The organism is Xanthobacter sp., assembly GCF_041911315.1.
Classification (GTDB): domain Bacteria; phylum Pseudomonadota; class Alphaproteobacteria; order Rhizobiales; family Xanthobacteraceae; genus Xanthobacter; species Xanthobacter aminoxidans.
The window spans coordinates 1-23,649 of the sequence record NZ_JAYRPE010000057.1; the positions used below are offsets into that span (position 1 = coordinate 1).

Annotated in this window: 21 protein-coding genes and 1 tRNA gene; 5 read left to right on the top strand and 17 right to left on the bottom strand. The window is 67.2% G+C overall.

Annotated features, from left to right (window positions below):
• Both ACE3QW_RS16070 and ACE3QW_RS16075 read left to right on the top strand, forming a co-directional pair.
• On the top strand, positions 1-498 hold a 498-nt coding region (locus ACE3QW_RS16070), incomplete at its 5' end, for a hypothetical protein (protein ID WP_374252492.1).
• Positions 495-3,071 carry a DUF3987 domain-containing protein gene (locus ACE3QW_RS16075; protein ID WP_374252494.1) on the top strand — a complete coding sequence of 859 codons (2,577 nt, stop codon included), beginning with the start codon at positions 495-497 and terminating at the stop codon, positions 3,069-3,071. The genes ACE3QW_RS16070 and ACE3QW_RS16075, both read left to right, overlap by 4 nt.
• 481 nt (positions 3,072-3,552) lie before the next feature.
• Here ACE3QW_RS16075 and ACE3QW_RS16080 read toward each other — a convergent pair whose 3' ends face one another.
• The 7 genes from ACE3QW_RS16080 to ACE3QW_RS16110 form a co-directional block, all read right to left on the bottom strand.
• A complete protein-coding gene (locus tag ACE3QW_RS16080) occupies positions 3,553-3,921 on the bottom strand; it encodes a type II toxin-antitoxin system HigA family antitoxin (RefSeq protein WP_374252495.1) in 369 nt (122 codons plus the stop codon).
• An 11-nt stretch (positions 3,922-3,932) separates the two neighbouring features.
• On the bottom strand, positions 3,933-4,235 hold the full coding sequence (locus ACE3QW_RS16085) for a type II toxin-antitoxin system HigB family toxin (RefSeq protein WP_374252497.1): 303 nt from the start codon (positions 4,233-4,235) through the stop codon (positions 3,933-3,935).
• 391 nt (positions 4,236-4,626) lie between these two features.
• Positions 4,627-4,716 (bottom strand) — tRNA-Ser (locus ACE3QW_RS16090).
• 439 nt (positions 4,717-5,155) lie between these two features.
• Positions 5,156-6,013, bottom strand: coding sequence for a 2,3,4,5-tetrahydropyridine-2,6-dicarboxylate N-succinyltransferase (gene dapD, locus ACE3QW_RS16095; protein ID WP_374252499.1), 858 nt, complete (start codon positions 6,011-6,013; stop codon positions 5,156-5,158).
• A 69-nt stretch (positions 6,014-6,082) separates the two neighbouring features.
• Entirely contained in the window at positions 6,083-7,690 is a 1,608-nt protein-coding gene (locus ACE3QW_RS16100; RefSeq protein ID WP_024277382.1) for a peptide chain release factor 3, read from the bottom strand.
• Between the two features lie 117 nt (positions 7,691-7,807).
• Positions 7,808-9,700 (bottom strand): autotransporter domain-containing protein, encoded by a 1,893-nt coding sequence (locus ACE3QW_RS16105; RefSeq protein ID WP_374252501.1) that lies wholly within the window; start codon positions 9,698-9,700, stop codon positions 7,808-7,810.
• Positions 9,701-9,934: 234 nt separating this feature from the next.
• Entirely contained in the window at positions 9,935-10,897 is a 963-nt protein-coding gene (locus tag ACE3QW_RS16110; RefSeq protein WP_374252503.1) for a helix-turn-helix transcriptional regulator, read from the bottom strand.
• Between the two features lie 87 nt (positions 10,898-10,984).
• Between ACE3QW_RS16110 and ACE3QW_RS16115 the strand changes: the two genes are divergently transcribed.
• Both ACE3QW_RS16115 and ACE3QW_RS16120 read left to right on the top strand, forming a co-directional pair.
• The gene (locus ACE3QW_RS16115; RefSeq protein ID WP_374252504.1) at positions 10,985-11,641 is read left to right on the top strand and encodes a glutathione S-transferase family protein; all 657 of its coding nucleotides are present in this window, start codon (positions 10,985-10,987) and stop codon (positions 11,639-11,641) included.
• A 129-nt stretch (positions 11,642-11,770) separates the two neighbouring features.
• Positions 11,771-12,226 carry a hypothetical protein gene (locus ACE3QW_RS16120; RefSeq protein WP_374252506.1) on the top strand — a complete coding sequence of 152 codons (456 nt, stop codon included), beginning with the start codon at positions 11,771-11,773 and terminating at the stop codon, positions 12,224-12,226.
• A 6-nt stretch (positions 12,227-12,232) separates the two neighbouring features.
• On the opposite strand, the gene ACE3QW_RS16125 is transcribed toward ACE3QW_RS16120, so the two are convergent.
• The 4 genes from ACE3QW_RS16125 to ACE3QW_RS16140 all read right to left on the bottom strand — a co-directional run bounded on the left by ACE3QW_RS16125 (position 12,233) and on the right by ACE3QW_RS16140 (position 16,933).
• Positions 12,233-12,736 carry a hypothetical protein gene (locus ACE3QW_RS16125; protein WP_374252508.1) on the bottom strand — a complete coding sequence of 168 codons (504 nt, stop codon included), beginning with the start codon at positions 12,734-12,736 and terminating at the stop codon, positions 12,233-12,235.
• Between the two features lie 133 nt (positions 12,737-12,869).
• Positions 12,870-13,205: a ferredoxin FdxA gene (gene fdxA / locus ACE3QW_RS16130; protein WP_024277374.1), complete on the bottom strand. Its 336-nt coding sequence runs from the start codon at positions 13,203-13,205 to the stop codon at positions 12,870-12,872.
• 107 nt (positions 13,206-13,312) lie between these two features.
• Positions 13,313-13,588, bottom strand: coding sequence for an RNA-binding S4 domain-containing protein (locus tag ACE3QW_RS16135; RefSeq protein WP_029556969.1), 276 nt, complete (start codon positions 13,586-13,588; stop codon positions 13,313-13,315).
• 3 nt (positions 13,589-13,591) lie between these two features.
• Positions 13,592-16,933 (bottom strand): helicase-related protein, encoded by a 3,342-nt coding sequence (locus ACE3QW_RS16140; RefSeq protein WP_374252511.1) that lies wholly within the window; start codon positions 16,931-16,933, stop codon positions 13,592-13,594.
• A 336-nt stretch (positions 16,934-17,269) separates the two neighbouring features.
• Here ACE3QW_RS16140 and ACE3QW_RS16145 point away from each other — a divergent pair, with 336 nt between their 5' ends.
• On the top strand, positions 17,270-18,064 hold the full coding sequence (locus ACE3QW_RS16145; protein WP_374252512.1) for a creatininase family protein: 795 nt from the start codon (positions 17,270-17,272) through the stop codon (positions 18,062-18,064).
• A gap of 187 nt (positions 18,065-18,251) precedes the next feature.
• Here the strand turns inward: ACE3QW_RS16145 and ACE3QW_RS16150 are convergent, their stop codons facing one another.
• From ACE3QW_RS16150 to ACE3QW_RS16175, 6 genes are read right to left on the bottom strand one after another with little or no spacing between them, the layout of a single operon-like run.
• On the bottom strand, positions 18,252-18,869 hold the full coding sequence (locus ACE3QW_RS16150) for an NUDIX domain-containing protein (protein ID WP_374252514.1): 618 nt from the start codon (positions 18,867-18,869) through the stop codon (positions 18,252-18,254).
• A 5-nt stretch (positions 18,870-18,874) separates the two neighbouring features.
• Entirely contained in the window at positions 18,875-20,512 is a 1,638-nt protein-coding gene (locus ACE3QW_RS16155) for an ABC transporter ATP-binding protein (protein ID WP_374252516.1), read from the bottom strand.
• Positions 20,502-20,966: a type II toxin-antitoxin system VapC family toxin gene (locus tag ACE3QW_RS16160; protein WP_374252518.1), complete on the bottom strand. Its 465-nt coding sequence runs from the start codon at positions 20,964-20,966 to the stop codon at positions 20,502-20,504. The genes ACE3QW_RS16155 and ACE3QW_RS16160 overlap by 11 nt, the downstream gene beginning before the upstream one ends.
• A 7-nt stretch (positions 20,967-20,973) precedes the next feature.
• Complete coding sequence (locus ACE3QW_RS16165; RefSeq protein ID WP_374252520.1) at positions 20,974-21,198, bottom strand: hypothetical protein; 225 nt, start codon at positions 21,196-21,198, stop codon at positions 20,974-20,976.
• Between the two features lie 40 nt (positions 21,199-21,238).
• Positions 21,239-22,447 carry an ABC transporter permease gene (locus tag ACE3QW_RS16170; protein ID WP_374252522.1) on the bottom strand — a complete coding sequence of 403 codons (1,209 nt, stop codon included), beginning with the start codon at positions 22,445-22,447 and terminating at the stop codon, positions 21,239-21,241.
• A gap of 3 nt (positions 22,448-22,450) precedes the next feature.
• On the bottom strand, positions 22,451-23,563 hold the full coding sequence (locus ACE3QW_RS16175; protein WP_374252524.1) for a microcin C ABC transporter permease YejB: 1,113 nt from the start codon (positions 23,561-23,563) through the stop codon (positions 22,451-22,453).
• Positions 23,564-23,649 lie beyond the last annotated feature (86 nt).

A 23,649-nucleotide genomic window follows, 5' to 3' on the forward strand; every position in this document is an offset into this window, starting at 1 on the left:
GATCGAACGGACTATTCCGATGTCAATTTTATTGACGTTGAAACCCTCGATCATACTGAACACTCACGGCGCATTGGCATCATGCTCGACCTTGGGTTCGAGCAGTGGACGGTCCACGAGCGCATCACCCCCATCCGGGGTACCGGAGGATTTCAGCATCATTCCTCCCCGCTCCTAATCCACCGTGATGTTGGCGTTGCGGACGATGAACGGACCGCGCAAATCCTAGGCGTGTTCGCTAGCCGGAACTACGTGCTGCCCGGTTTTCGCCACCTCTCCGCATTCGACTTTTGGAACGAGCGCTGGTGTGAGGAATTCGTTGTCCTCGGCCGCGCGCGCATCAGCGTCGAGCAGATGCTGCGATGGGCACGTCCCCGCAAGCCTGAACTCGACCAGATCGCGGCGCAATTCGACAAGGCGGCCCGCGCCGTCGCGCTCAAGAGGCAGAAGGCGCGCTCACATCTCCGCTTCCGCCAATCTCAATGCGTGGTGGCATGATGGGCTGCGTTCTCCACCCACCTTTCGATCCGGCCACGATCCAAACCAACTCCAAGCTCGCCTTGGCGCTGGCGCCCTCACTTGCGGTTTTCCCGTGCGATGACACCAAGCAGCCGATCCATGGCACGCCATGGAAGTCGGCCCGACCCGGCCAGACCGACCGGGTGCAGCGGTGGTGGGCGGCCCATCCCGACGCCATGCCCGGCATTCACCTGGGCGCGGTCGGCCTGATCGTGATGGACGCGGACGGCGCCGAGGGCATCGCCGCCTTCGAGCGGATCGCAGAGCAGCATGGTGGCGTGCCCGAATGCCCCATGGTGGACACGCCCTCGGGCGGCCGGCACTACTATTTCCGCCAGCGCTCAGGCGAAGCGCTGGGCAACAGCCGGGGTTCGCTGCCGCCCAAGAGCGAGTGCACGATCGATGTGCGCGGAGATGGCGGCTATGTGATCGCCCCCGACGCCACGCGTGATGACGGGGTATATCTCTTCCCGGACGGTGATCCGCTCGACATTCTGCATGCCCCCGAGCTGCCGGACTGGCTGCACGCAATCCTCACCGGAAAGCACGAGGAAATCACCCCTGAGCCCTTGCCGCAGAAGGCGGAGCCGGCGCCGAAGCCCTCAAAGGAAATCACCCCCGGCGCCGTCCGCACGCTCGACATGGGCCATCCTCGTCTTCGCGCGTGGGTGGAGAGCGCATTCGACGCCGAGATCAGGGCGCTGGTGCAATGCGGGCAGGGCGGCCGGAACAATCAGCTCAACACCTCCGCATTCGCCGTCTTCCAGCTCGTCGCTGCAGGGTGGATTGCTGCGGACGTGGCTCATGGCGCGCTCGTGCAGGCGGCAGAGGCATGCGGGCTCGTGAAGGATGACGGTCGCAGATCGGTGCTACGCACCATCTCCTCCGCGCGCAAAGGCGGCATGGCCCAGCCACGTCAGGTGCCGGAGGAATTCCAGCGGGACGAGGAGATCGCGGCGGCGGCCGTGGAACTCAATCGCGAGTTGGCCGTGTCGGCCGATGGCACGATCCATGACGCGGCGACGGGCGAGGTGATCGAGCCGGAGGGCATAGCCGCGACGTGGGAAGTGCCCGACCTTTCTCTTTTGCGAGAAGGCCGCCGCACGCCTCCGACATTTCATCCTGAATGGCTTGGCCCCCACGTCGCGCGTTGGGCCGAAGCTCAAGCCCGTGCGACGTGCGCGCCGATCGACTACGTGTCCGTCTCGCTCTTGGCGTTGGTCGGGGGCCTTCTCGGAAACCGCCGTCGCCCCTTCGCCGGCACAGAGTGGACCGAGCCGCCCGCACTCTTCGCAGCGCTGGTTGGCGACCCCTCATCGGGAAAGAGCCCGGCTTCATCGGCGGTCATGTCGTTGGTGAACGCAGAGGAGGCCTCGCTCGATGCCGACTACCGCCAGCGCCTGCGCGAGTACGAGGAAGAGAAGCTCGCCGCAGACGCTATCATGGCCGCTCACAAGAGCGCCGCTCGCGAGGCGTTGCGGGCAAACCCGGAGCTTGCCACAGCAATCCCCGTGGCTTTGCCAGAGGGCTTCCGCGAGCCCGTGAAGCCTTTCCTGAAGCGCATCGTGGTCCGCGACAGCACGGTCGAGCGCCTCGCCACCCTATCGGCAGAAAATCCTGCCGGCCTAATCCTTCACCGCGACGAGCTGGCAGGCCTCTTCGCGAGCTTTGGCAGGTACAGCGGCGGAGGCGGAAGCGATCGTCAGTTCTTCCTTGAAGCGAACGGCGGCCGCAACTTCACGGTGGATCGCGTGAAAAGCGGCGATCCCATTCGCGTGCCGCACCTGTCGATTGGCATCATCGGCGCATTGCAGCCTGACAAGGCTGCCGAGCTGCTCAAGGGTGCGGACGATGGCTTTGTGGCACGATTTCTTTGGAGCTGGCCTGACCCGGTTGCCGGTTTCCGTATCGCCCGTGAAACCTTCGATCGAGGGCCTGCTGAACGTGTCGTGAGCCGCTGTTGTCGGCTTCACATGCAGTCCAACCCGCCGCCGATGCCGGACAGCCCCGTCATGCTGCCGCTCGAAGAGCCGGCGCTCGCAGTATTGGAGCGGTTCGCCCAGGCGATCAAGGTGCGGGAGAGCAAGGCGTCTCCACTCATGAAGAGCGCCCTCGGCAAGGCGCGTGGCCATGCGCTGCGGCTTTCCTGCGTGCTCACGCATCTCTGGTGGGGCGCCGATCCACAAGCGCCGTGGGAAGAGCCGGCGAACATCGGCGAAGCTGCTGTGGTCACCGCGTGCGAGATGCTTCAAACCTACTTTCTGCCCATGGCGGAAAGGGTGTTCGGCGACGCATCTATCCCCGTCGCCGAAACGCACGCCGCCATACTTGCACGACACATCCGCGAGAAGCGCCTTTCGACGTTCAACGCATCGAAAGCGCGTTACACTGTAGGAGCACCACTTCGCGAAAGCTCCGCCATGGATGCGGCCTGTGCCGAACTGGTAGAGGCAGGCATTCTTCAGCCAATATTGGCTCCGAAAAAGCGGGGCCGACCGAGCAAGGATTTTTTCGTAAATCCGGCGATTTTTGCGCAGCCGGCCAATGGATGATGTGCAGGGTGGCCTCAGAAATGTGCTGGGCGACCGATCTTTTGCATAGCCGTGGCCTGCCCTCTTGCGACGGCTGAGATGGGCGGATGCTAATAGATGCTAATGGGTCGACCGCTATTTGAGGATGCCGGCCTTGTTTAGGTTTGTTGATGTTGAACGGTCGCCTGGGAGGCGATGGGCAGGCCGCTCGCATGCTAGGCGATGCTAGGGTGAAGGCTGCCGACCTCCTGAGAATTCCGAAAGTCAGGGAAGCCCATAATCAGTCAAAACCAGACATGTCGGGGGCGCCTCGGGGTTGGCTACTGCGCCAAGACGGCACACGCCCAAGGGCCTCGCCTGTTGGAGAATGTTGAAGTCGCCGCAGCGATCGAAACCGCCATGGCCGAACGGGCGATGCATCGCGCATCGCCGCGCCTGCGCGGTGCTCTTGTTAAAACTTATGGTCGGGAGCGCCTTTCACCACACCAAGGTGGGAAGTCCCTCAAGCCGCCAGCTCATATGGCCGGATCAGCAGCTCTGCCGGGATGCCCCATTCGCGGTTGAGCTGCCGCACCATCTCCATGGTGAGCGCCCGCTTGCGGTTGATGATCTCCGACGCACGTGAAGCGGAGCCGAAGAGTCGGGCAAGGCCGGCCTGCCCCTCCCCGCGCTGCTCCATCATGAAGCGAATGATGTCCACCGGATCGCCTTCCGGAACAGGCCAGCGGGCATCCTCGTAGCGCTCCACGAGGGTGGCGAGAATATCGAGCCGATCGGCCTCGGGCGAGCCGGGTGCGGCATCGAACAGGCGCTCGATCTCCGCAAGGGCCGCCGCATGGTCCGCCTCGGTGTGGATCGGATGGATTTCCATGCAAGACCTCCTCAGAACAGCGACACGGTCAGGGCATCGATCCGGTCGTACTCGGCGTGGGTACCGATGAACTTCACGAACGCGATCCCCAGGCCGAAGTTAAAGGCGACTATCAGGCGGTAGTCGCCGCCATGGATTTCGAACCGCACCCGCTCGCCATTCAGCGCCTTGGCCTTAGAGAAGGTGGCGAGCACGTCGGCGATCGACGCCCATCGGGTCGCCTTCGCCACCTGCTCCCAGTGCTCCAGAGGCGCCCGTGTCTCGGGATGACGTTCCCAGAATGCGACGAGGGTGCTGCGGGCGATGATCCTCATGGAAGGGGATAATGCCTTCCCAGTTTGGGAAAATCAAGGAAATTTCCCAAAATGGGAAGGCCGCTCGGCTCAGTAAGGCGGGGCCGCGCTTTTATCTGGCGTACAGCCCGATTGCTGGATTGAACCAATCCAGATGTATCTATTTGATAATCCAATGAATTTCTAGATTCTGGATAACTGGATTAACTGGCAAAAGAGAGAGAGAGAGAGAGAAGAGGGGCGGTAGGGACAGCCGGTAGAGGACCGGCCGAGGCGAGGCTTGGCTACCCATGGTGCGGGCAGTGACGGGACCCTGCATGGGAAGGAACTGCACGAGGTGGGGTTGGGGGTGGGGTTACCCAGCCATGCCGGACCTAAACCGCCGTTATATCAATATGTTAGGCAGATAGACTGGCGGAGAGAGAGGGATTCGAACCCTCGATACGGTTTCCCGTATACACGCGTTCCAGGCGTGCGCCTTCAACCACTCGGCCACCTCTCCAGCCGCATGCGCAGGGCGCACGCAGAACTTCACTCAGGGATGGCCGCCGAAGGCGATCTGTGCGCCTTCAATCCCTCGGCCACCTCTTCAGCCGCATGCGCCAAGGCACATGCGGAACACCGGATGCGCCAAGGCACATGCGGAACACCGGGGTTACGATCTTGTGGCGGGCTGGTTGAAGGCCCGCAATCCTGTCGCCCCTGTTTCCAGCCATCGCCGCAGGGGCGGGGCCGGGTCTCGCCGGTCGTCTCCAAGATGGCTCGGGGAAGGGAGCGTGCCGCGAGGGCGTCGCATCCGGGCGAGGCGGCGGAATATAGCGGCTCGGCCTTGGTTGGCAAGCCGGAATCTCCGCCTTGCCAACAGGTCGCATTCCTCGCCCCGCGGCGCCGGCAGGCCACCGGGGAAACCCCTCCGCAGCCCCTCCCCGGCCGGCGCGCTCTCAGTCGCGCAGGAGGTCGTTGATGGAGGTCTTGGAGCGGGTCTGCGCGTCCACCCGCTTCACGATCACCGCGCAATAGAGCGAGGGGCCGGGCGTGCCGTCCGGCAGCGGCTTGCCGGGGAGCGCGCCGGGCACCACCACCGAATAGGCCGGCACCTCGCCGATGAACACCTCGCCGGTCTGCCGGTCGATGATCTTGGTGGAGGCGGAGATGAACACGCCCATGGAGAGCACGGAGCCGCGGCGCACCACCACGCCCTCCACCACTTCGGAGCGGGCGCCGATGAAGCAGTCGTCCTCGATGATGACAGGGCCGGCCTGGAGCGGCTCCAGCACGCCGCCGATGCCGACGCCGCCGGAGAGATGCACGTTCTTGCCGATCTGCGCGCAGGAGCCGACGGTGGCCCAAGTGTCCACCATGGTGCCCTCGCCCACATGGGCGCCGAGATTCACGAAGGAGGGCATCAGCACCACGTTGGGGGCGATGAAGGCGGAGCGGCGCACGATGGCGCCGGGCACGGCGCGGAAGCCGGCGGCGCGGAACTCGGCCTCACCCCAGGTGGCGAACTTGGAGGGCACCTTGTCCCACCAGTGGGCGCCGCCGGGACCGCCGGGAATGGCTTCCATGTCGTTGAGGCGGAAGGAGAGCAGCACGGCTTTCTTGAGCCACTGGTTCACCGTCCAGGCGCCGTTGGCGCCCTGCTCCGCCACGCGGGCGGCGCCGCTGTCGAGGAGGGTCAGGGCCTCGTTCACCGCGTCGCGCACGGTGCCGGTGGTGGAAAAGCCGATCTCGGCGCGCTTCTCGAAGGCGTCGTCGATGATGGTGGAAAGCTCGGCAAGGCGGGTGGCGTCGGCCATCGGGTCCTCCAGTTGGGCGGCATCGGGGGCCGCGTCCAGTGCGCCCCGGCTCAGGTCAGGAAAAGGGGGTCAGGCGCGTTCCTTGACGGCCACGAACTTCAGCTTGGGGTATTCCTCGATGGCGCGGTCCAGCACCCACTGGCTGCGGGCGAGATAGACCGGCGCCTCGTCGCGATCACGCGCGGTGGAGGAGCGGTTGAGTTCCAGGAAGCGGTCCACCTCGGCCCGCTCGCCGACGATCCAGCGGGCGGTGACGAAGGAGGTGGTCTCGTAGCGGATGGGCACGCCGTATTCCTTCTCCAGCCGCGCGGCGAGCACGTCGAGCTGGAGGGTGCCCACCACGCCGACGATGGGCGCGGGATCGGAGACGGGCTTCAAGACCTGCACCACGCCCTCTTCCGCCATGTCCTGCAGCGCTTTCTGCAGCTGCTTGGCCTTCATGGGGTCGGAGAGCAGCACGCGGCGCAGGATTTCCGGGGCGAAGTCCGGCAGGCCCTCGAACTTGATGCTCTCGCCCTCGGAGAGGGTGTCGCCCACCCGCAGCATGCCGTGGTTGGGAATGCCGATGATGTCGCCGGCCACCGCCTCGTCCACCGTCTCGCGCTCCTGGGCGAAGAAGAAGATGGGGTTGGCGATGGCCATGTTGCGCTTCTCGCGCGGGTTGAACAGCTTCATGCCGCGCTTGAAGCGGCCGGAGCACAGGCGCACGAAGGCCACGCGGTCCCGGTGGTTCGGGTCCATGTTGGCCTGCACCTTGAAGACGAAGCCGGAGACGAGATCCTCCGCCGGCTCCACGGTGCGATCGCCGGCGGCGGAGCGCGGCAGCGGGCTGGGGCCGACGGAGCCGAGGCCGAACAGCAGTTCGGCCACGCCCGCCTCCTTCAGCGCCGAGCCGAAATAGACCGGCGAGAGATGGCCTTCGCGGAAGGCGGCAAGATCGAACGGCGGCAGCACGCCCAAAGCCAGGGTCAGGCTCTCCACCGCCTCGTTGAGGATGCGCTCCTCCACGCCGTCGAGGCCGATGAGGTCCTCCGGCGTCTCGAACGGCACCTCGCGCACCAGCGGGCCGCCGCGCTCGGTGGCGAGCAAGGCGCGCTTGTTGGCGATGTCGATGAGGCCGCGGAAATCCACGCCCATGCCGATGGGCCAGGTGAGCGGGGTGAGATCGAGGGCGAGGGTGGAGGAGACCTCATCCATCAGCGCGATGGGGTCGAGGCTTTCCCGGTCCACCTTGTTGACGAAGGTGAAGATGGGGATGTCGCGCAGGCGGCAGACCTCGAACAGCTTGCGGGTCTGGCTCTCGATGCCCTTGGCGGCGTCGATCACCATCACCGCCGCGTCCACGGCCGAGAGGGTGCGGTAGGTATCCTCGGAGAAGTCCGAGTGGCCGGGCGTGTCGAGCAGGTTGAAGACGATACCGTCGCGCTCGAACGTCATCACCGAGGAGGTGACGGAAATGCCGCGCTGCTGCTCGATCTCCATCCAGTCGGACCGGGTGCGGCGGCGCTCGCCGCGCGCCTTCACGTGGCCGGCCATGCGGATGGCGCCGGAGGCAAGCAGGAGCTTTTCCGTCAGCGTGGTCTTGCCGGCGTCCGGATGGGAGATGATGGCGAAGGTGCGCCGGCGGGCAAAATCGGGCAGGTCCGCGAGGGCGGCGTTGGGCGTCTGGTCGAGCATGGGCGCCTTATAAGGGCAAATCGCGCGCCATGAAATGCCGTGTTGAAACGGCATCGGGGCGCGGCGCCGCGCACCGCCCCCCGATCCCGTGAGGATGGCCCCGGCGGGGCCAGCACCTCAGAACTTGTAGACGATGCCGCCGTTCACATAGGCGCTGGACACCTGATCCTGGCCGAGCTGTTCACCCACGGTGAAATTGCACGACAGGCCGTTGGCCGCCTCCACCGTGAGGCCCGCCGCGAGGTTGGTCCACGTGCGGCCCGGCTGGTAGACCGGCATGGCGAAGGTGACGGGGGCGGTGAGAAGGCCGGCGGTGACGGAGCGGTCCTGGTTCAGGAAGTCGTAATTCCAGCTCGCCTGCACATTGGGGCGGATGGTGACGCCGGACACCACGAAGGCATAGCTCGCCTGCCCGCCGAGGGTCACGTAGAACAGTTCGCGCAGCTGGTTGCCGAACGACATGGCGCTGGAATTGCCGGCGGTCTCCGCATAGCCGTCCACCGTCGCCTGCTGGTAGGTGAGCTGCGCCAGCGGCGTGAGCGTCGCCTGGCCGAAGGTGAAATCGTAGCCGGTGGCGAGGCGGGCGCCGTAATAGATGCCGCTGGTATTGCCCATGTCGGTGCGCAGCGCCGCGCCGAGCGCGAACTGGCGCTGGATCGAGTTGTAGTCGATGGAGCCCATGGTGCCGGAGAGCTGGGCGAAGGCGCCGCCGAAGCGGGCGTTGGCGTAGATCGTGCCGTTGAACATGTCGGCGTCGTAGCCGCCGCTCAGCGCGCTGAAGTTGTAGCTGCCGCTGGCATAGCTCAGCAGGGCGCCGACGCTGATGCCGTTGCCGAAGCCGTATTCCAGGCCCACATAGCCGGCCGTGGCGCTGCCGTCCGAGCCCGAATGGTCGCGGGTCGGGTCGAGACTGTAGGTGCTGTAATCGATGTTGGTATAGAGCTGGAAGCCCTTGGGTGTGCCCGTGCCGATGCGGGTGTCGAGGGTGCGGTAGATGCCGCGGCCCACATAGATCGGGCTTTCCGCCAGCATGCCGATGAGGCCGGGCGCATCGATGATGGATTCGATGTATTCCGCCAGCAGCGCATGGCCCGCGGGGGTCGGATGCACGATGTCGGCGAAGAGGTAGTCGTTCTGGGCATTCGGCGCCACGAGGGTGTTGGCGGTGCAGGTGAGCGAGAACTCCTGCTGGCACGCCTTGTCGGTCACGTTGGTGAAGCCGTACATGTGCGGGTTCGCGATCACCTCGTTCACCAGCGCATAGTCATCCACAAAGATGATGTTCGAGCCGCCGAGGTGGCGCAGGTCCTTGTAGAGGGTCGCGTTGTAGGCGGTGACAGCCGCGCTGAAGAACGGGCCCTCGGGCAGTACGCTGGTGACGGGCGCCTTGGAGATGTCCGGCAGGTTCGGCACGATGATGTACCGCGCGCCGGCCTTCGAGAGCGTGTGGATGTTGTCCACGTGCTGGTTGGCGGCCGCCACCACGTGCTCGATGGCCTTCTCCTCGCTGATGGCGCCGAGGTTGAGCAGGATGGCCTGGGTGAAGATGTCGTTGGCGCCGGCCCACATGGAGTAGAGCGCGTTCGGCCGGGCGACGCCGCCGGTGGAATCGAGATAGGTCTCGAGCTGCTGCGTCTCGCCCAAGGTATTGCTCGGGTAGACGAAGCACTTGGGAATGTTGTAGCCCGAATCCACGCAGGCGCCGCCCTGGGCGTAATTGGTGCCGCCCACCACGGTGCTGGTGCCACTCACAGTGTCGATGGCGAGATAGGGCGAGACGTCGATCCCGTAATGCTCGCCCACCCGCATGTCCCAGACCTGGCCGGGGTTCACCGTGAACCGCACCGACTGGAGCTGGCCGTCGACGACCACGTAATAGGTTCCCGCGTCGCTCAGGCTGTCGCCGAACACGTAGAAGTTCGAGAATTCGTGCGCCTGGGCGGTCTCCAGGGCACCGAACGAGACGGATGAAAGCAAAGCGGCAAGGGCAATCGACGAACGCGAAATCATGCTGTTTCCCCCCAAGGCAGCCCCTTGGAAGGGCGATGGTCCCCTGCCAGACTGTGAGAGGATACCGCCCGATCCCGCCGCAAAAGGACCACGGCCAAGATCGTGTTTCCACCGGGCAGAGCTTCCGCTTGTTCAATTTCGGCGATGTGATGCCGTACCGACACACCTCCCCCACCGGAAGGCCGTCGACGCGCGCGGACGCGCAGGCTCGGCCGGCGAAAGCCTGCGCCGCGCTCAGGACGGGTAGAGCCGCCCCATCTTCTCCACCGTCTCCCGGATGCGCGCCCGCAGCTCCGGCGGCTCCAGCACCTCCGCCTCGGTGCCGAAGCGCATCAGCTCGCTGGATGCTTCCCACAAAGAGCCGACGCGCAGGGTGACCACCCGATGGCCCTCGGCGTCCGGCTCCCCCACCACCATGCCGGCCCGCGAGACGGCGGAGGTGACGTGCTCCAGCAGGCGCAGGCCGAGGGGCGAGAGGCGCACCGTCGCCCGGTTCGGATACATCTCCTCTTCCAGCCGCCGCGTGCTCTCGCCCCACCAGGTGGCGAGGTCGAAGCCGGGCGGCGGCTCGAATCGCTCTGCCAGCGGCTCCAGCTCCCGGATGCGGCTGATGCGATAGGTCCGCACGCTGGCGTCCACCGCGCCGACGAGGTACCAGGCGCCGCTTTTCAGCACCATGCCCAAGGGCGCGACGCGCCGGCGCTTCTCGGCCCGCCACGATTGGTAGCGGATCTCGATGACATGCTGCTCCCACGCCGCCGCCGCGACGGCCTGGAGGAAGGGCGGCTCTTCCGCCGCATGGAACCAGCCGGGCGCATCGAGGTGGAAGCGCGTGCGCATCAAGGCGGCGGCGCTGCGCAGGTTGGCGGGCAGGCCCGCCGTGACCTTGGTCTGCGCCGCCGCGAGCACGGCGCCGAGGCCCAGCGCAGTGGCCGCTCCGCCGAGGCCGGAGAGGAACAGGGCCTGCGCCTCCTGCGCGGAAAGCCCGTTCAGCCGCGTGCGATAGCCTTCCAGCAGCCGGTAGCCGCCACCCGCGCCGCGCTCGGCATAGACCGGCACGCCGGCCGCGCTCAGGGCGTCGATGTCGCGGTAGATGGTGCGCAGCGAGACCTCGCACTCCTCCGCGAGGGCCTGGGCGGTGACCGCCCCGCGGGCCTGGAGGACCATGAGGATCGACAGGAGGCGGCTGGCGCGCATGGAAAGAGTGCTAGCAAACCTGACAGAAGATGTCAGCCTTGGCCGGTTAGAGGGGTGTCGTCACACGTGCTGACGACAGGAGCCTCCATGACCGCCGACGACACCGTCACCCTGTTCTTCTCGCCCAACACACGCGCCTCCTGCGCGCTCACCCTGCTGGAAGAGCTGGGCGCGCCCTATCGCCTCCATGTGCTGAACATGAAGGCCGGCGAGCAGCGCCAGCCGCCCTATCTCGCCATCAACCCCATGGGGAAGGTGCCGGCCATCCTGCACCGGGGCGAGCTGGTCACCGAACAGGTGGCGATCTTCATCCATCTCGCCGACGCTTTCCCCGAGGCCGGTTTCGCGCCGGCCTTGGGCGCGCTGGGTCGTGGGCCGTACCTGCGCTGGCTGGTCTATTACGCGGCCTGCTACGAGCCCGCCCTCGCGGACCGCGCCCTGAAGCGCGACCCCGGCCCGGCCTCCATGTCGCCCTATGGCGACTTCGACACCATGCTCGACACCGTGTCGCGCGAGCTGGCCTCGAAGCCCTATCTGCTGGGCGACCGCTGCACGGCGGCAGACATCCTCTGGGGCAATGCCTTCCACTGGGGCGTGATGTTCAAGCTTGTGCCGGAGACGCCCGTGATCGCCGATTATGTCAGGCGCATCACCGGCCGGCCGGCGGCGCTCAAGGTGGCGGAACTGGACGCACGGCTTGCCGCCGAGCATCAGGCGGCGGTGGATGCCGCAACGCCGGGCTGAGCGGCCGGCTCCCTCCCCTGCGAAAGGCGCCTTTGCAAAAGGGCGGAAATCGCTCCAGAACGGACTGCAAGAACAGCCGGGCATCGCATCGGACGGTGGCGGCGCGAGCGACAAGGGCGGGAGGAGCGCATGGATCACAGGACGGACCACAGACGCGTCGCGGGGTCCGCGCCGCAAGCGCTCCGCCGCCCCCTCCGCAAGGCCGCCATCGCGGCGGTGCTGCTCCTGGCCGGAGCGGCGCCGGCGCTGGCGTTGATGTCGCCGCAGGTCTACGCGTCCGCCCGCGACGGGGCGAAGAGCGTCATCGTGCTGGAGGTGGAGGCGGTCACCATCACGCCGCGCGCGTTCGGCACCTGCGGGGTGACGGGAACGGTGAAGCTGGTGGAGCGCGGCACGGCCTATTCGGTCGGGCAGAAGGTGACGCTCGACATTCCCTGCGCCCGCCCCAACGCTTTGCCCCCGCTGGGCGGCACCATCTACCAGGAGACCGACAGGCTGCAGACCTCCAAATTCGGCCGCGCCTATCTCGACGCCGACGGCAAGCTGGTGCTGTCGCAATATGAGCGGCTGGAGGCGCTGCCCTGAGGGGGCTCAGCTCATTATGACCCTATAGAAGTGCCCTTCGATGGGCTCGACGGACAAGTCCATACTGGGGGCCTTGACGTGACCGCCCGGCGCGACAGGGCAATGGTCGCGATCAAGCACGGGGCAGGGGTCCGTGCGGACACCGTCGGTCTCGTCATAGACGACCGCTTCAATGAGCGTTGCCGTCACGAACAGGGACAGGTCGCGCCATTCCAGAACCAGCCGGACGGGCGATGCCGGGTTCCGGGCGCGCGCCTCGTCAATCATCCGCTCATAGCGGGGTAGGTGCGCGCGGAACCAGAAGGCCTGGGCGGACGCACCAACGGCGGGCAGGCTGAACAGGGTGGCGAGCACGGCCGAGACGCCAAGCATGCAGGCCAGCGCCTGACGGGGGCGTCGTCTCCACGAGAGGATCGGAACCGCGATCGTCGCAACGACCAGGAAGCCGAGGACGGGGAACGCTAGCAGGATCGCAGCGGCGTTCAGCTCGAAAAAGACAACGAGCACCATCGCAACGCAGAGCGCGCCCGCAATGGCCGATACTCGTGGCGACCACCGTGGTGGCCGCGGCCGGGTATCGCTCCCATTGTCTGTCGACCGGACAGGATCGGGACGCACTCTGGCCGTCCCGCCTCGCGCCCGCTCAGTCGCCCTGGCCGGGCTCCGGGGAGAACAGCTCTTCCTTGCCGGGCTTGCCGTCCCATTCCTTGGCGTCGGCGGGGGCGTCGCGCTTCAGGGTGATGTTGGGCCAGGTCTTGGCGTATTCGGCGTTGAGCGCGAGCCACTTCTCCAGCCCCGGCTCGGCATCGGGCTTGATGGCCTCGGCCGGGCATTCCGGCTCGCAGACGCCGCAGTCGATGCACTCGTCGGGGTGGATGACGAGCATGTTCTCGCCCTCGTAGAAACAGTCCACCGGGCACACGGACACGCAATCCATGTATTTGCAGCGGATGCAGTTCTCGGTGACGACATAGGTCATGGGTCAATCCCTTTCGAGGGGCTCGGGTAGCGCAGGCGCACGCGCCACGCAAGCGGCGGCAGGACGCAGGCCGTTAAAACTGCGCGTGCCGCAGCCCCTAAATCCCGTCACGCTTCTGTTATTTCTTCGAAAAGCGCGAGGGCGGATGTAGCATCTCCCCGGCGTTCCGCAAAGGCGACCACGCGCAACACCCGTACCTGCCGGTCGAGGGCGATGGTGAGCACCTGCCCCGCCCGCACCATGTGGCCGGGGCTGGTCACCCGCGCGCCGTCGAGCCGCACATGGCCCGAGCGCACCAGATCGGCGGCGTCCTCACGGGCGCGCACCACGCGGGCATGCCAGATCCAGCGGTCGAGCCTCTGCCGCTCCGCTGGATCCGCCACGGATCAGCTGCCCTTCTTCTCCGCCTCCAGCCGGGCCTTGAGCGCGGCGAGGGCGGCAAACGGGCTGTCGGGGTCCGCCGGCTTCTCGCGGCGGCGTTCCTGATGGGCGGGGCGGTTGTCCGCCCGCTGCTCGGGACGCGGGCCGCGATGCTCGCGATTGCCCTCGTTCTCGCGCGGACCACGGAACGGCGGACGGTCGCCGCGCGGCGGACGCGGCGCGCGCTCGCCCTCGGGCGCACCGGCCTCGGCGGGGGCATGCTCGGGACGGCGGTGGGGCGGACGGCCCTCGCGGCGCTCGCCGCGGCCGCCACCCTTCTCGCCACCGCGCTCGCCGCGATCACCACCGGGACGATCGCCGAAGCGGCGGCCTTCGCCGGCCGGACGCTCGCGACGCGGCGCGCCGGGCGGACGGCCGGGACGCCACACCTCGATCATCTCGGGCTCGGCGGGAGCGGCATCGGCAGCAGCAGCCTCGGCCACCACGGCGACACCTTCCACCGCCTCGGGACCACCGGGGGCGGCAGGCGCCTCCACCTCGGCCGCGACTTCGGCGGCGGTGGGATCGCCCGACACCTCGACCGCCTCGGCGGCGGCCTCGGCCTCGGCCGCGTCGGCCAGAACCACGTCAGCGGGGGTTTCCTCGACGGGCACATCCTCGGCGGGGGCCTCAATGAGCACCTCGTCCGCCGATTCGGCCGGCGCATCGGCATCTTCGCCGACAGGCTCGTCCGCAGGCGCGGGCGCTTCCGCCGGGGCGTCGAACAGGAGGTCGGCCTCGATGGCGCCTTCCGGCAGCGGGGCGAGTTCCGCGGGGGCCGCTTCCGGCGCCGCGGCGGGGGCCTCGGCCTCCGGCGGCGGCGGGGGGCGGCGCTCCATGCGATAGCCCAGCGACTTCAGGATGGAGGCGAAATCCTCCCCCGAGCAGCCGGCCAGCGAGGTCATGCCCACGGTGACGGTGAAGCCACGGCCGTCCACCGCCCCGGCCGGCTTGGGGCCGGGGGAGTTGGGCCGCCACGCCAGCGCCGGACGGATGAGGTCGGCGAGGCGCTCCAGAATGTCCACGCGCACCGCGCGCTCGCCGCACACGCGGAAGCCGACGGCACGATAAAGCCCCTTCTGCACCTCGTGGTCCACGGGGATGGAGGTGCGACCGGAAGCGGCGAGGTGCGGCAGCTCGTCGAGGCCCTTCTGGGCGAGACCGCCGTGCTTCAGCGCGTAAAGCTCCGCCGCCAGCGCGCGCGGGGCGGGCTTCAGCAGGGCCGGCAGATAGATGTGATGGGCGCCGAAGCGCACGCCATGGCCGCGCAGCGTGGCGCGGGCGGCCTGATCCAGCCCTTTCACCTCGTCAGCGACACGGGCGCGCTCCAGCACGCCGAGGCTCTCGACGATCTGGAAGGCGATGCCGCGGGCGATGCCGGTGATGTCCTCGGCGGTGCCGAGCTTGGTGAGCGCGCCGAGCAGCTTCTCGATATGGGCGGCCACCCACAGGGTGAGGCGCTCCTCCACCTGGTCGCGGGCCGGGCCGGTGAGATGCTCGTCGGCGATGATCTTGAAGCGCGGCTTCAGCACTTCCTCGCCGGGGATGAGCTTGGCCACCGCCTCGCCCGTCCAGCGGATGGTGCCGTCGAAGGTGAGGACGAACGCCTCGTCCACCGCCTGCGACAGGCGCTGGGCGCGCTGCTCGATTTCGCCGGCCAGAGCCTGCTGGGCGGCGGCGCGCAATGCCTTCGCTTCCTCGCCACCGGCCGCGGCTGCGGGGTCGGGGGCGAACTGGAAGCCGTGGAGGTGGCCGATGACGTGGCCTTCGACGGTAACGTCACCGGTCTTGCTGATTTCAGTTTCGAGCATCGTGTTCTCTCGCAGGCGCCGCATGAGCACGCTGGTCCGCCGATCCACGAAACGCTGGGCTAGCCTTTCGTGCAACGCATCCGACAGCTTGTCCTCGACCCCTCTCGTGACGCCTTGCCAGTGCTCCGGATCCCTGAGCCAGTCGGGCCGGTTCGCAACGAAGGTGAGGGTCCTCACCTGCGCAATCCGGTTCGACAACGTGTCGATGTCGCCTTCTGCGCGATCGGTCAAGGCGATTTGACGCGCGAACCACTCATCGGGGATGCGACCACCCCCCTTTATGTGCCCGAAAAGGGTGCCCACCAGCTCCGCATGGGCCCCCGGGGAGACCTTGCGATAGTCCGGCACTTGGCAGGCATCCCACAGCCGTTCCACGTCGGCGGCGCCGTCGAGACGGCCCGTCACCTCCATGTCCCGGCTCATGATTTCAAGCACCGCAACGTCATCGGCAGTGGGCGCGCGGGCCAGCCCCTCCTCCTTCGGCAGGCGCGAAAGGGAGGCGAGGAGCGCGGTGGGCGACTGGAAATCCGCGACGGCGTTGCGCCATTGCAACACCTTCGCAGTGTCGAACACATGCTCCTCCAGCCGGGAGACCAGTTCCTCCTCAAGCGGTGGACAACGTCCCGTCGTGCCGAACGTGCCGTCCCGCGTCGCGCGGCCGGCGCGCCCGGCGATCTGCGCCATCTCGGAGGGGTTGAGCTTGCGATACTGCCAGCCGTCGAACTTGCGGTCCGAGGCGAAGGCCACGTGGTCCACGTCGAGATTGAGGCCCATGCCGATGGCGTCGGTGGCGACCAGATAGTCCACGTCGCCGGACTGGTAGAGCTCCACCTGGGCGTTGCGGGTGCGCGGCGAGAGCGCGCCCATCACCACCGCCGCCCCGCCCCGCTGGCGGCGGATGAATTCGGCGATGGAATAGACCTCGTCCGCCGAGAAGGCGACGATGGCCGAGCGGCGCGGCAGGCGGGAAATCTTGCGCTCGCCGGCGAAGGTGAGGGTGGAAAGGCGCGGGCGCACCACCACGTTCACGCCGGGAATGAGCTTTTCCACAAGCGGACGCATGGTGGCCGAGCCCAGCAGCAGCGTCTCGTGCCGGCCGCGCCGGTTCAGGATGCGGTCGGTGAAGACGTGGCCGCGATCGAGGTCGGTGGCGAGCTGGATCTCGTCGATGGCGACAAAGGCCACGTCGAGATCGCGCGGCATGGCCTCCACGGTGGAGACCCAGTAGCGCGGGCCCGTCCCGTGGCGGCCTTTCGGCTTGATCTTCTCTTCGCCGGTGATGAGGGCAACGTTCTCCGCGCCCACCCGATCGACGATGCGCTGGTAGACCTCGCGCGCGAGCAGGCGCAGCGGCAGGCCGATGATGCCGCTCTCATGGCCGAGCATCCGCTCGATGGCGAGGTGGGTCTTGCCCGTATTGGTCGGGCCAAGGACCGCGCTCACCCCCCGCGCCCTCAGATTGCGCGGCAGCACGGCCCATCGGGTGACGTCGTCCATCGGCTCAGGCGCAATCCACGTAAAGGAGGGGTGTCCTGTATCATATCGGGACGCGACGGCCATGGCGAAAGGGGGCGCGCGGACATTCGCGGAACGGGAGGGGGCCGAATCAGTTTCGGGGCGAGGTTCACGGGGCGTTCTCGGTGCAGCGAGCGGACGTCCTCCCTCACCCGTCTCGCGGCGGAGCCGCGATCCACCCTCTCCCGCAAGGGGAGAGGGGAAGCCCCTGGGCCGAGGCATGTCCTACTGACCCCAGACCCTTGACATCATGCGCCTTTTCCTTCCCATGGAGGTAGGGCGGCGCGGGCTGGCGCGCTAGGGGGCGGGAGGCGGACGGTGTTTCTGAAATGGGCTGAACTTTCCTCACCGGCACTCGCAGCGCTGGACAAGACCCGCATGGTCGCCGTCCTGCCCGTCGCCGCCGTGGAGCAGCATGGCCCGCATCTGCCGCTGGGCACCGACCTATTCATCGCCGAGGGCTATGTGGAGCGCATCGCCTTCATGGTGCCGCGCGAGGTGGACGCAGTGTTCCTGCCGGTGCAGGCGGTGGGCAAGTCCGACGAGCACATCTCGTTTGCCGGCACGCTCACGCTTTCGCCCGCCACCGCCATCGCCGCCTGGGTGGAGCTGGGCCGCAGCCTCGCCCGCGCCGGGGTGCGCCGCCTCGTGCTCATGAACACCCATGGCGGCAACGTGCCGGTGATCGACCTCGTGGCCCGCACGCTGCGGGTGGACCACAAGATGCTGGCCGTCACCTGCTCCATGCACCGCTTCGGCTACCCCGTGGGCCTGTTCACCGACCACGAGCGGGCGCACGGCATCCATGGCGGGGAGATCGAAACCTCGCTGATGCTCGCCTTCCGCCCCGAGCTGGTGGACATGAGCCACGCCGGGCCGTTCCCGCCCTATTCCATCGCCATGGAAACCGAATTCCAGCGCCTGCGCGCCAACCACCCCGTCGGCTTCGGCTGGCTGGCGGAGGACCTCAGCCCCGACGGCGCCATGGGCGACGCCACCCACGCCACCGCGCTGAAGGGCGAAGCCGCCTTCGAATACGGCTCCCGCGCCTTCGTGGAGCTGCTGAGGGACGTGGCGGCGTTCGATCTGGCGCGGCTGGAGCCGCATGCGTGAGTGAGGGATAGGTCGCCAATCGGCGCGCTTGCTTCGCCGTCATGCCCGGCCTTGTCCCGGCCATCCACGTCGGGCCGAATTTACATCGCTGTGAGACGGGTCCCCGGCCCAACCACGTGGATGGCCGGGACAAGCCCGGCCATGACGGCGGTGAGGGGCGGCAACGGGGTGCAGGTCTCAGCGCCCCCTACTCCCGCTCCGCCGCCGCGATCAGCTCCGGCAGCCGCGCGCGGTTCAGCGCCAGCCATTGGAGGGCGAGGATCAGCACGCCATTGAGGCAGCGCCCCTCGGCAATGGCGGCGAGGGCCTCGTCCACTGGCAGCGCGAAGGGCTGCGTCATCTCCGTCTCCTCCCGCGACCCCGCCCGCTCCGGCAGGCGGGAGGCATCGAGGACGCCGAGAAAGATGGAGGCCAGCTCGTCCGTGATGCCGGGGCTGGGCGTAAAGGTCAGGATGGGGAGCAGAGCGCGGGGCGCGACGCCCGCCTCCTCCACGCACTCGCGCCGGGCCGCGTCCTCCAGCGCCTCGCCCGGCTCCACCATGCCGGCGACGATCTCCACCAGATCGCCCCGGTTGCTGGAGAGGTGCGCGGACAGGCGGAATTGGCGGATCATCACCACGAGGTCGCGCTCCGGGTCATAACCCAGCACGCCCACCACCTGCCCACCGCGCACGATGTCGCGCACCTGATGGTCGCTGGTGCCGTCCGCGTGGTGCAGCACGAGGCGGTAGCGCTCATAGGGCCGGAAGCCCTTCGCCAGCAGCTCCGGCCCTTCCACGTCCACGCGCGCGGGGCGATCTTCCATCACCGTCACTGGCGCACCACGCCGTGGCCGGTGGCGTCGAGATTGAAGGCGGCCGCGAACAAGGCGCGGGTGTAGTCCTCCCTCGGGTGTTCGAACACGTCGTGCGCCGGCCCCTCCTCCACCATCTTGCCGTTGCGCATGACGAGGATGCGGCTCGCCAGCGCCGAGACCACGCGCAGATCGTGGGAGATGAACATGAAGGTGAGGTCGCGCTTCTTCTGGAGCGCGCGCAGCAGGTCGACGATCTGCGCTTGCACGATCATGTCGAGCGCGCTGGTCGGCTCGTCCAGCACCACGAAGGAGGGCTCCAGCGCCATGGCGCGGGCGATGGAGATGCGCTGGCGCTGGCCGCCGGAGAATTCGTGGGGATAGCGGTGCCGCGTCTCGGGATCGAGCCCCACATCGGCGAGCGCCGCCACCACCCGCGCCTCACGCTGATCGGCGGTCAGTTGGCGCTGGTGCACCAGCAACCCCTCCTCCACGATTTCCGCCACCGACATGCGCGGCGAGAGCGCGCCGAAGGGGTCCTGGAACACGATCTGCAAGTCCGAGCGCAAGGGCCGCATGGCCTTGAAGCTGAGACCGTCGATGGGCTTGCCGAGGAAGGCGATGGGCCCGGTGCTGGAGATGAGCCGCAGCAGCGCGAGGCCGAGCGTGGTCTTGCCCGAGCCGCTCTCCCCCACCACGCCCAAGGTCTCGCCCCGGCGGATGGCGACGGACACCCCGTCCACCGCCTTCACATGCCCCACCGTCTTGCGCAGGATGCCGCGCTTGATGGGGAAATAGACCTTGAGGTCGTTCGCCTCAACCACCAAGGGGGCATCGGGGGCGATGGGGGCCGGGTCCGGCTTCGGCTCGGCCTTCAGCAGCGCCTGGGTGTAGGCATGCTTCGGATGGAGGAAGGTCTCCTCCGCCCCGCCCTGCTCCACGATCTCGCCCTTCTGCATCACGCACACCCGGTCGGCGATCTTGCGCACGATGCCGAGGTCATGGGTGATGAACAGCATGGCCATGCCGAGCCGCGCCTGAAGCTCCTTCAAGAGCTTCAGGATCTGCGCCTGCACGGTCACGTCCAGGGCCGTGGTGGGCTCGTCGGCGATCAGCAGGTCCGGCTCGTTGGCGAGCGCCATGGCGATCATCACGCGCTGGCGCTGGCCGCCGGACAATTGGTGCGGATAGGCGGAAAGCCGCTCCTCGGGCTGGGGGATGCCCACCTCGGCGAGCAGTTCCAGCGTGCGGGCGCGGGCGGCATGGGCGGACATGCCACGATGGAGGATCAGCATCTCCCCCACCTGCCGCTCGATGCTGTGGAGCGGGTTCAGCGAGCTCATGGGCTCCTGGAACACCATGGTGATGTTGTTGCCGCGGATGCCGCGCAATTCCCGCTCCGACACCGTGAGCAGGTCGCGCCCCTTGAACAGGATCTCGCCCGAGGGGTGGCTCGCCGTGGGATAGGGCAGCAGCTTCAGCACCGACAGCGCCGTGACCGACTTGCCGGAGCCGGATTCGCCGACCAGCGCCAGCGTCTCGCCCTTGGCGAGGTCGAACGACACATTTTTCACCGCCAGCGCCGGCGGCGCGCCATCGCCACGGCGGAAGGCGACGGAGAGGTCGCGGACGGAAAGGAGGGGTTCAGCGGTCATGCGAGGCGACCTTCTGGAGGAGCGCGCGGACGTTTTCTTCGGTCGGTTCGAGCCTGTCCAAGCCCTCGTGTGGCTTGATGCGCTGATCCGAAGAGAGGAACACGCTGCATTTCATCCCAAGCGCAGTGGCAACATGGATCGCGTCGGGGAGCTTCAGTGTCTTGTCACGGAAGCGGATGAATGCGGCATCGTGCAGGACTTGCCGGAAGACAGGGACGACCTCGATATGACGGTTCGAGATGGTCCAGTTGTCATAGACTTGAACGAGGTCGTCCCGGCGCAGTTCCAGCGGCTTCACCAACAACTCGCTGTGCGTCAGCTCGCTGGTGACCAGTGGCGGCACGCCCGATTCCCATCCGGAGAGCAGGAGAGAGACCAGAAGTTCGGACGCGGGTCCGCGCCCTTCAAAGGCTTTGACGAAAACATTGGTATCCCAATAGATCCGGAAGGCCATCGCAGGTTCAGTCGTCCCACTCGTCCCGCAACTGCCGGATTCGCTCCACCGGGTCGTCGCCGATCGGCTCGATATTCCGCGCGAGCGCTAGCAGCTCCCGGAGCTTCGCCTCCGAAACCGGCGCCGGCACGGCCTCGACGATGACCCGCAGGCCGTCGCTCTTCTCGCCGACCTTCTGCAAATCCTCAGGCAGCTTCTCAACAGGGTAGTTCTGGCGCACGATCGTATTCATCTCAGTCAACCTCGCGCATTCATTCTACCACACCCCTCCCTCACCCGAACGTCTTGCGCGGATCGAAGGCATCGCGCACCGCCTCGCCGATGAAGATGAGGAGGCTCAGCATCACCGCCACGGTGAAGAAGCCGGTGAGGCCGAGCCAGGGGGCCTGGATATTGTTCTTGCCCTGGGAGAGCAGTTCGCCCAGCGAGGGCGAGCCGGGGGGCAGGCCGAAGCCGAGGAAGTCCAGCGCCGTCAGCGTCATCACCGAGGATGACAGGATGAAGGGCAGCATGGTGAGCGTCGCCACCATGGCGTTGGGCAGCATGTGCCGCGTCATGATGGTGAGGTTGCCCACCCCCAGCGCCCGCGCCGCCTGCACATATTCGAAATTGCGCGCGCGCAGGAATTCGGCGCGCACTAGCCCCACCAGCGACACCCATGAGAAGAGCAAGAGGATGCCGAGCAGCACCCAGAAGCCCGGCACCAGCACCGAGGAGATGATGAGCAGGAGATAGAGCGAGGGGATGGCCGTCCAGATCTCGATGAAGCGCTGGAACAGGAGGTCCACCCAGCCGCCGAAATAGCCCTGCACCGCGCCCGCCCCCACGCCCACCACGGACGAGACGATGGTCAGCGCGAGGCCGAACAGCACGGAGATGCGGAAGCCGTAGATGAGGCGGGCGACCACGTCGCGGCCCTGGTCGTCCGTGCCGAGCCAGTTCATTTCGAGGCCCGAACAGCCGGACACGCCCTTCTTCTCCGCCGCCGCCTTGCACTGGGCCTCGGTGAGCATCCAGGTGGGCGGCGACGGCGCGGGGGTGGGCAGGTCCAGATTGTGGGTGGAATAGGAGAAGCGGATGAAGGGCCACACCATCCAGCCGCCCTTCTCGGCGATCAGTTTCTGGAGGAAGGGGTCGCGATAGTCCGCATCGGTCTCGAAATCGCCGCCGAACGCCGTCTCCGGATAGGCCTTTACGACGGGGAAGTAATAGCCGCCGTCATAGGAGACGAGGATGGGCTTGTCGTTGGCGATGAACTCGGCGCCGAGGCTGAGCACGAACAGCACCATGAAGACCACGAACGACCAGTAGCCGCGCCCGTTGCCGCGGAAGTTCGCCAGCCGTCGCCGGTTCAGCGGCGAGAGGGCGAAACGGCTCTTGGGCTTGGTCTCGCCGGGCGGCGGCAGCGGGCCGTGGGCGGTGTCGCGGGCGGCGGGCACATCGGTGGGCGCGCCGGGCTGGAGCACGGGAACGGCATCCATGGCTCAGACCTCCCGTGTCTCGAAGTCGATCCGGGGATCGACCAGCATGTAGGTGAGGTCAGAGATGAGGCCGACGATGAGCCCCGCCAGCGAGAAGATGTAGAGGGTGGCGAACACGACGGGATAATCGCGGTTGAGCACGCTTTCGAAGCCCAGCAGGCCGAGGCCGTTCAGCGAGAAGATGGTCTCGATCAAGAGCGAGCCGGAGAAGAAGGCGGCGATGAAGGCGCTGGGGAAGCCGGCGATGACGATCAGCATGGCATTCCTGAACACATGGCCGTAGAGCACCCGGCTCTCGGAAAGCCCCTTCATGCGCGCCGTGGTCACGTACTGCTTGCGGATCTCTTCCAGGAACGAGTTCTTGGTGAGCAGCGTCATGGTGGCGAAGGCGCCGAGCACCATGGAGGTGAGCGGCAGCACCAGGTGCCACGCATAGTCCGCGATGCGCTCGGGCCAGCTCATCTGCCAGAAATTCTCGGAGGTGAGGCCGCGCAGCGGAAAGAGATCGAGGAAGGAGCCGCCCGCGAACAGGATGATGAGCAGGATGGCGAACAGGAAGGACGGGATGGCATAGCCGACGATGATGACCGCCGAGGTCCACACATCGAAGCGCGAGCCGTCGCGCATGGCCTTGCCGATGCCGAGCGGGATGGAGATGAGATAGGTGATGAGCGTCATCCACAGGCCGAGCGAGATGGAGACGGGCATCTTCTCGCCGATCAGCTCCAGCACCGAGATGTCGCGGAAATAGGACTTGCCGAAGTTGAAGGTGGCATAGTCCGTGATCATCTTCAGGAAGCGCTCGTGGGGCGGCTTGTCGAAGCCGAACTGCTTCTCCAGCTCCTTGATAAAGGCCGGGTCGAGGCCCTGCGCGCCGCGATACTTGGAAGACATCTCCGCCGCCGCCCCGGCCTGCGCCGCCGCGCCCGCCCCGCTGAAATCGCTGCCGCCGCCGGAGACGCGGGAGGTGGCGGAGACGTCCTCGCCGGTCAATTGCGCGATCACGCGCTCCACCGGCCCGCCGGGGGCGAACTGGATGACCACGAACGACACCAGCATGATGCCGAGAATGGTCGGCACCATGAGGGCGATGCGGCGGACGATGTAAGCGAGCATCAGGTGTCCCGTTGCGGCACTTCGGTTCAGGCTAGACCATATTGGCGGGAAAAGGTTGCCGCTTCACATGAAGATTCATCCATATG

Bases quoted from the DNA above. Each gene is read 5' to 3' on its own strand.
- ACE3QW_RS16075 (WP_374252494.1), top strand. From the start codon at position 495: ATGATGGGCTGCGTTCTCCACCCACCTTTCGATCCGGCCACGATCCAA.
- ACE3QW_RS16080 (WP_374252495.1), bottom strand. From the start codon at position 3,921: ATGGAAATCCATCCGATCCACACCGAGGCGGACCATGCGGCGGCCCTT.
- ACE3QW_RS16085 (WP_374252497.1), bottom strand. From the start codon at position 4,235: ATGAGGATCATCGCCCGCAGCACCCTCGTCGCATTCTGGGAACGTCAT.
- dapD (WP_374252499.1), bottom strand. From the start codon at position 6,013: ATGGCCGACGCCACCCGCCTTGCCGAGCTTTCCACCATCATCGACGAC.
- ACE3QW_RS16100 (WP_024277382.1), bottom strand. From the start codon at position 7,690: ATGCTCGACCAGACGCCCAACGCCGCCCTCGCGGACCTGCCCGATTTT.
- ACE3QW_RS16105 (WP_374252501.1), bottom strand. From the start codon at position 9,700: ATGATTTCGCGTTCGTCGATTGCCCTTGCCGCTTTGCTTTCATCCGTC.
- ACE3QW_RS16110 (WP_374252503.1), bottom strand. From the start codon at position 10,897: ATGCGCGCCAGCCGCCTCCTGTCGATCCTCATGGTCCTCCAGGCCCGC.
- ACE3QW_RS16115 (WP_374252504.1), top strand. From the start codon at position 10,985: ATGACCGCCGACGACACCGTCACCCTGTTCTTCTCGCCCAACACACGC.
- ACE3QW_RS16120 (WP_374252506.1), top strand. From the start codon at position 11,771: ATGGATCACAGGACGGACCACAGACGCGTCGCGGGGTCCGCGCCGCAA.
- ACE3QW_RS16125 (WP_374252508.1), bottom strand. From the start codon at position 12,736: ATGGTGCTCGTTGTCTTTTTCGAGCTGAACGCCGCTGCGATCCTGCTA.
- fdxA (WP_024277374.1), bottom strand. From the start codon at position 13,205: ATGACCTATGTCGTCACCGAGAACTGCATCCGCTGCAAATACATGGAT.
- ACE3QW_RS16140 (WP_374252511.1), bottom strand. From the start codon at position 16,933: ATGGACGACGTCACCCGATGGGCCGTGCTGCCGCGCAATCTGAGGGCG.
- ACE3QW_RS16150 (WP_374252514.1), bottom strand. From the start codon at position 18,869: ATGGAAGATCGCCCCGCGCGCGTGGACGTGGAAGGGCCGGAGCTGCTG.
- ACE3QW_RS16155 (WP_374252516.1), bottom strand. From the start codon at position 20,512: ATGACCGCTGAACCCCTCCTTTCCGTCCGCGACCTCTCCGTCGCCTTC.
- ACE3QW_RS16160 (WP_374252518.1), bottom strand. From the start codon at position 20,966: ATGGCCTTCCGGATCTATTGGGATACCAATGTTTTCGTCAAAGCCTTT.
- ACE3QW_RS16165 (WP_374252520.1), bottom strand. From the start codon at position 21,198: ATGAATACGATCGTGCGCCAGAACTACCCTGTTGAGAAGCTGCCTGAG.
- ACE3QW_RS16170 (WP_374252522.1), bottom strand. From the start codon at position 22,447: ATGGATGCCGTTCCCGTGCTCCAGCCCGGCGCGCCCACCGATGTGCCC.
- ACE3QW_RS16175 (WP_374252524.1), bottom strand. From the start codon at position 23,563: ATGCTCGCTTACATCGTCCGCCGCATCGCCCTCATGGTGCCGACCATT.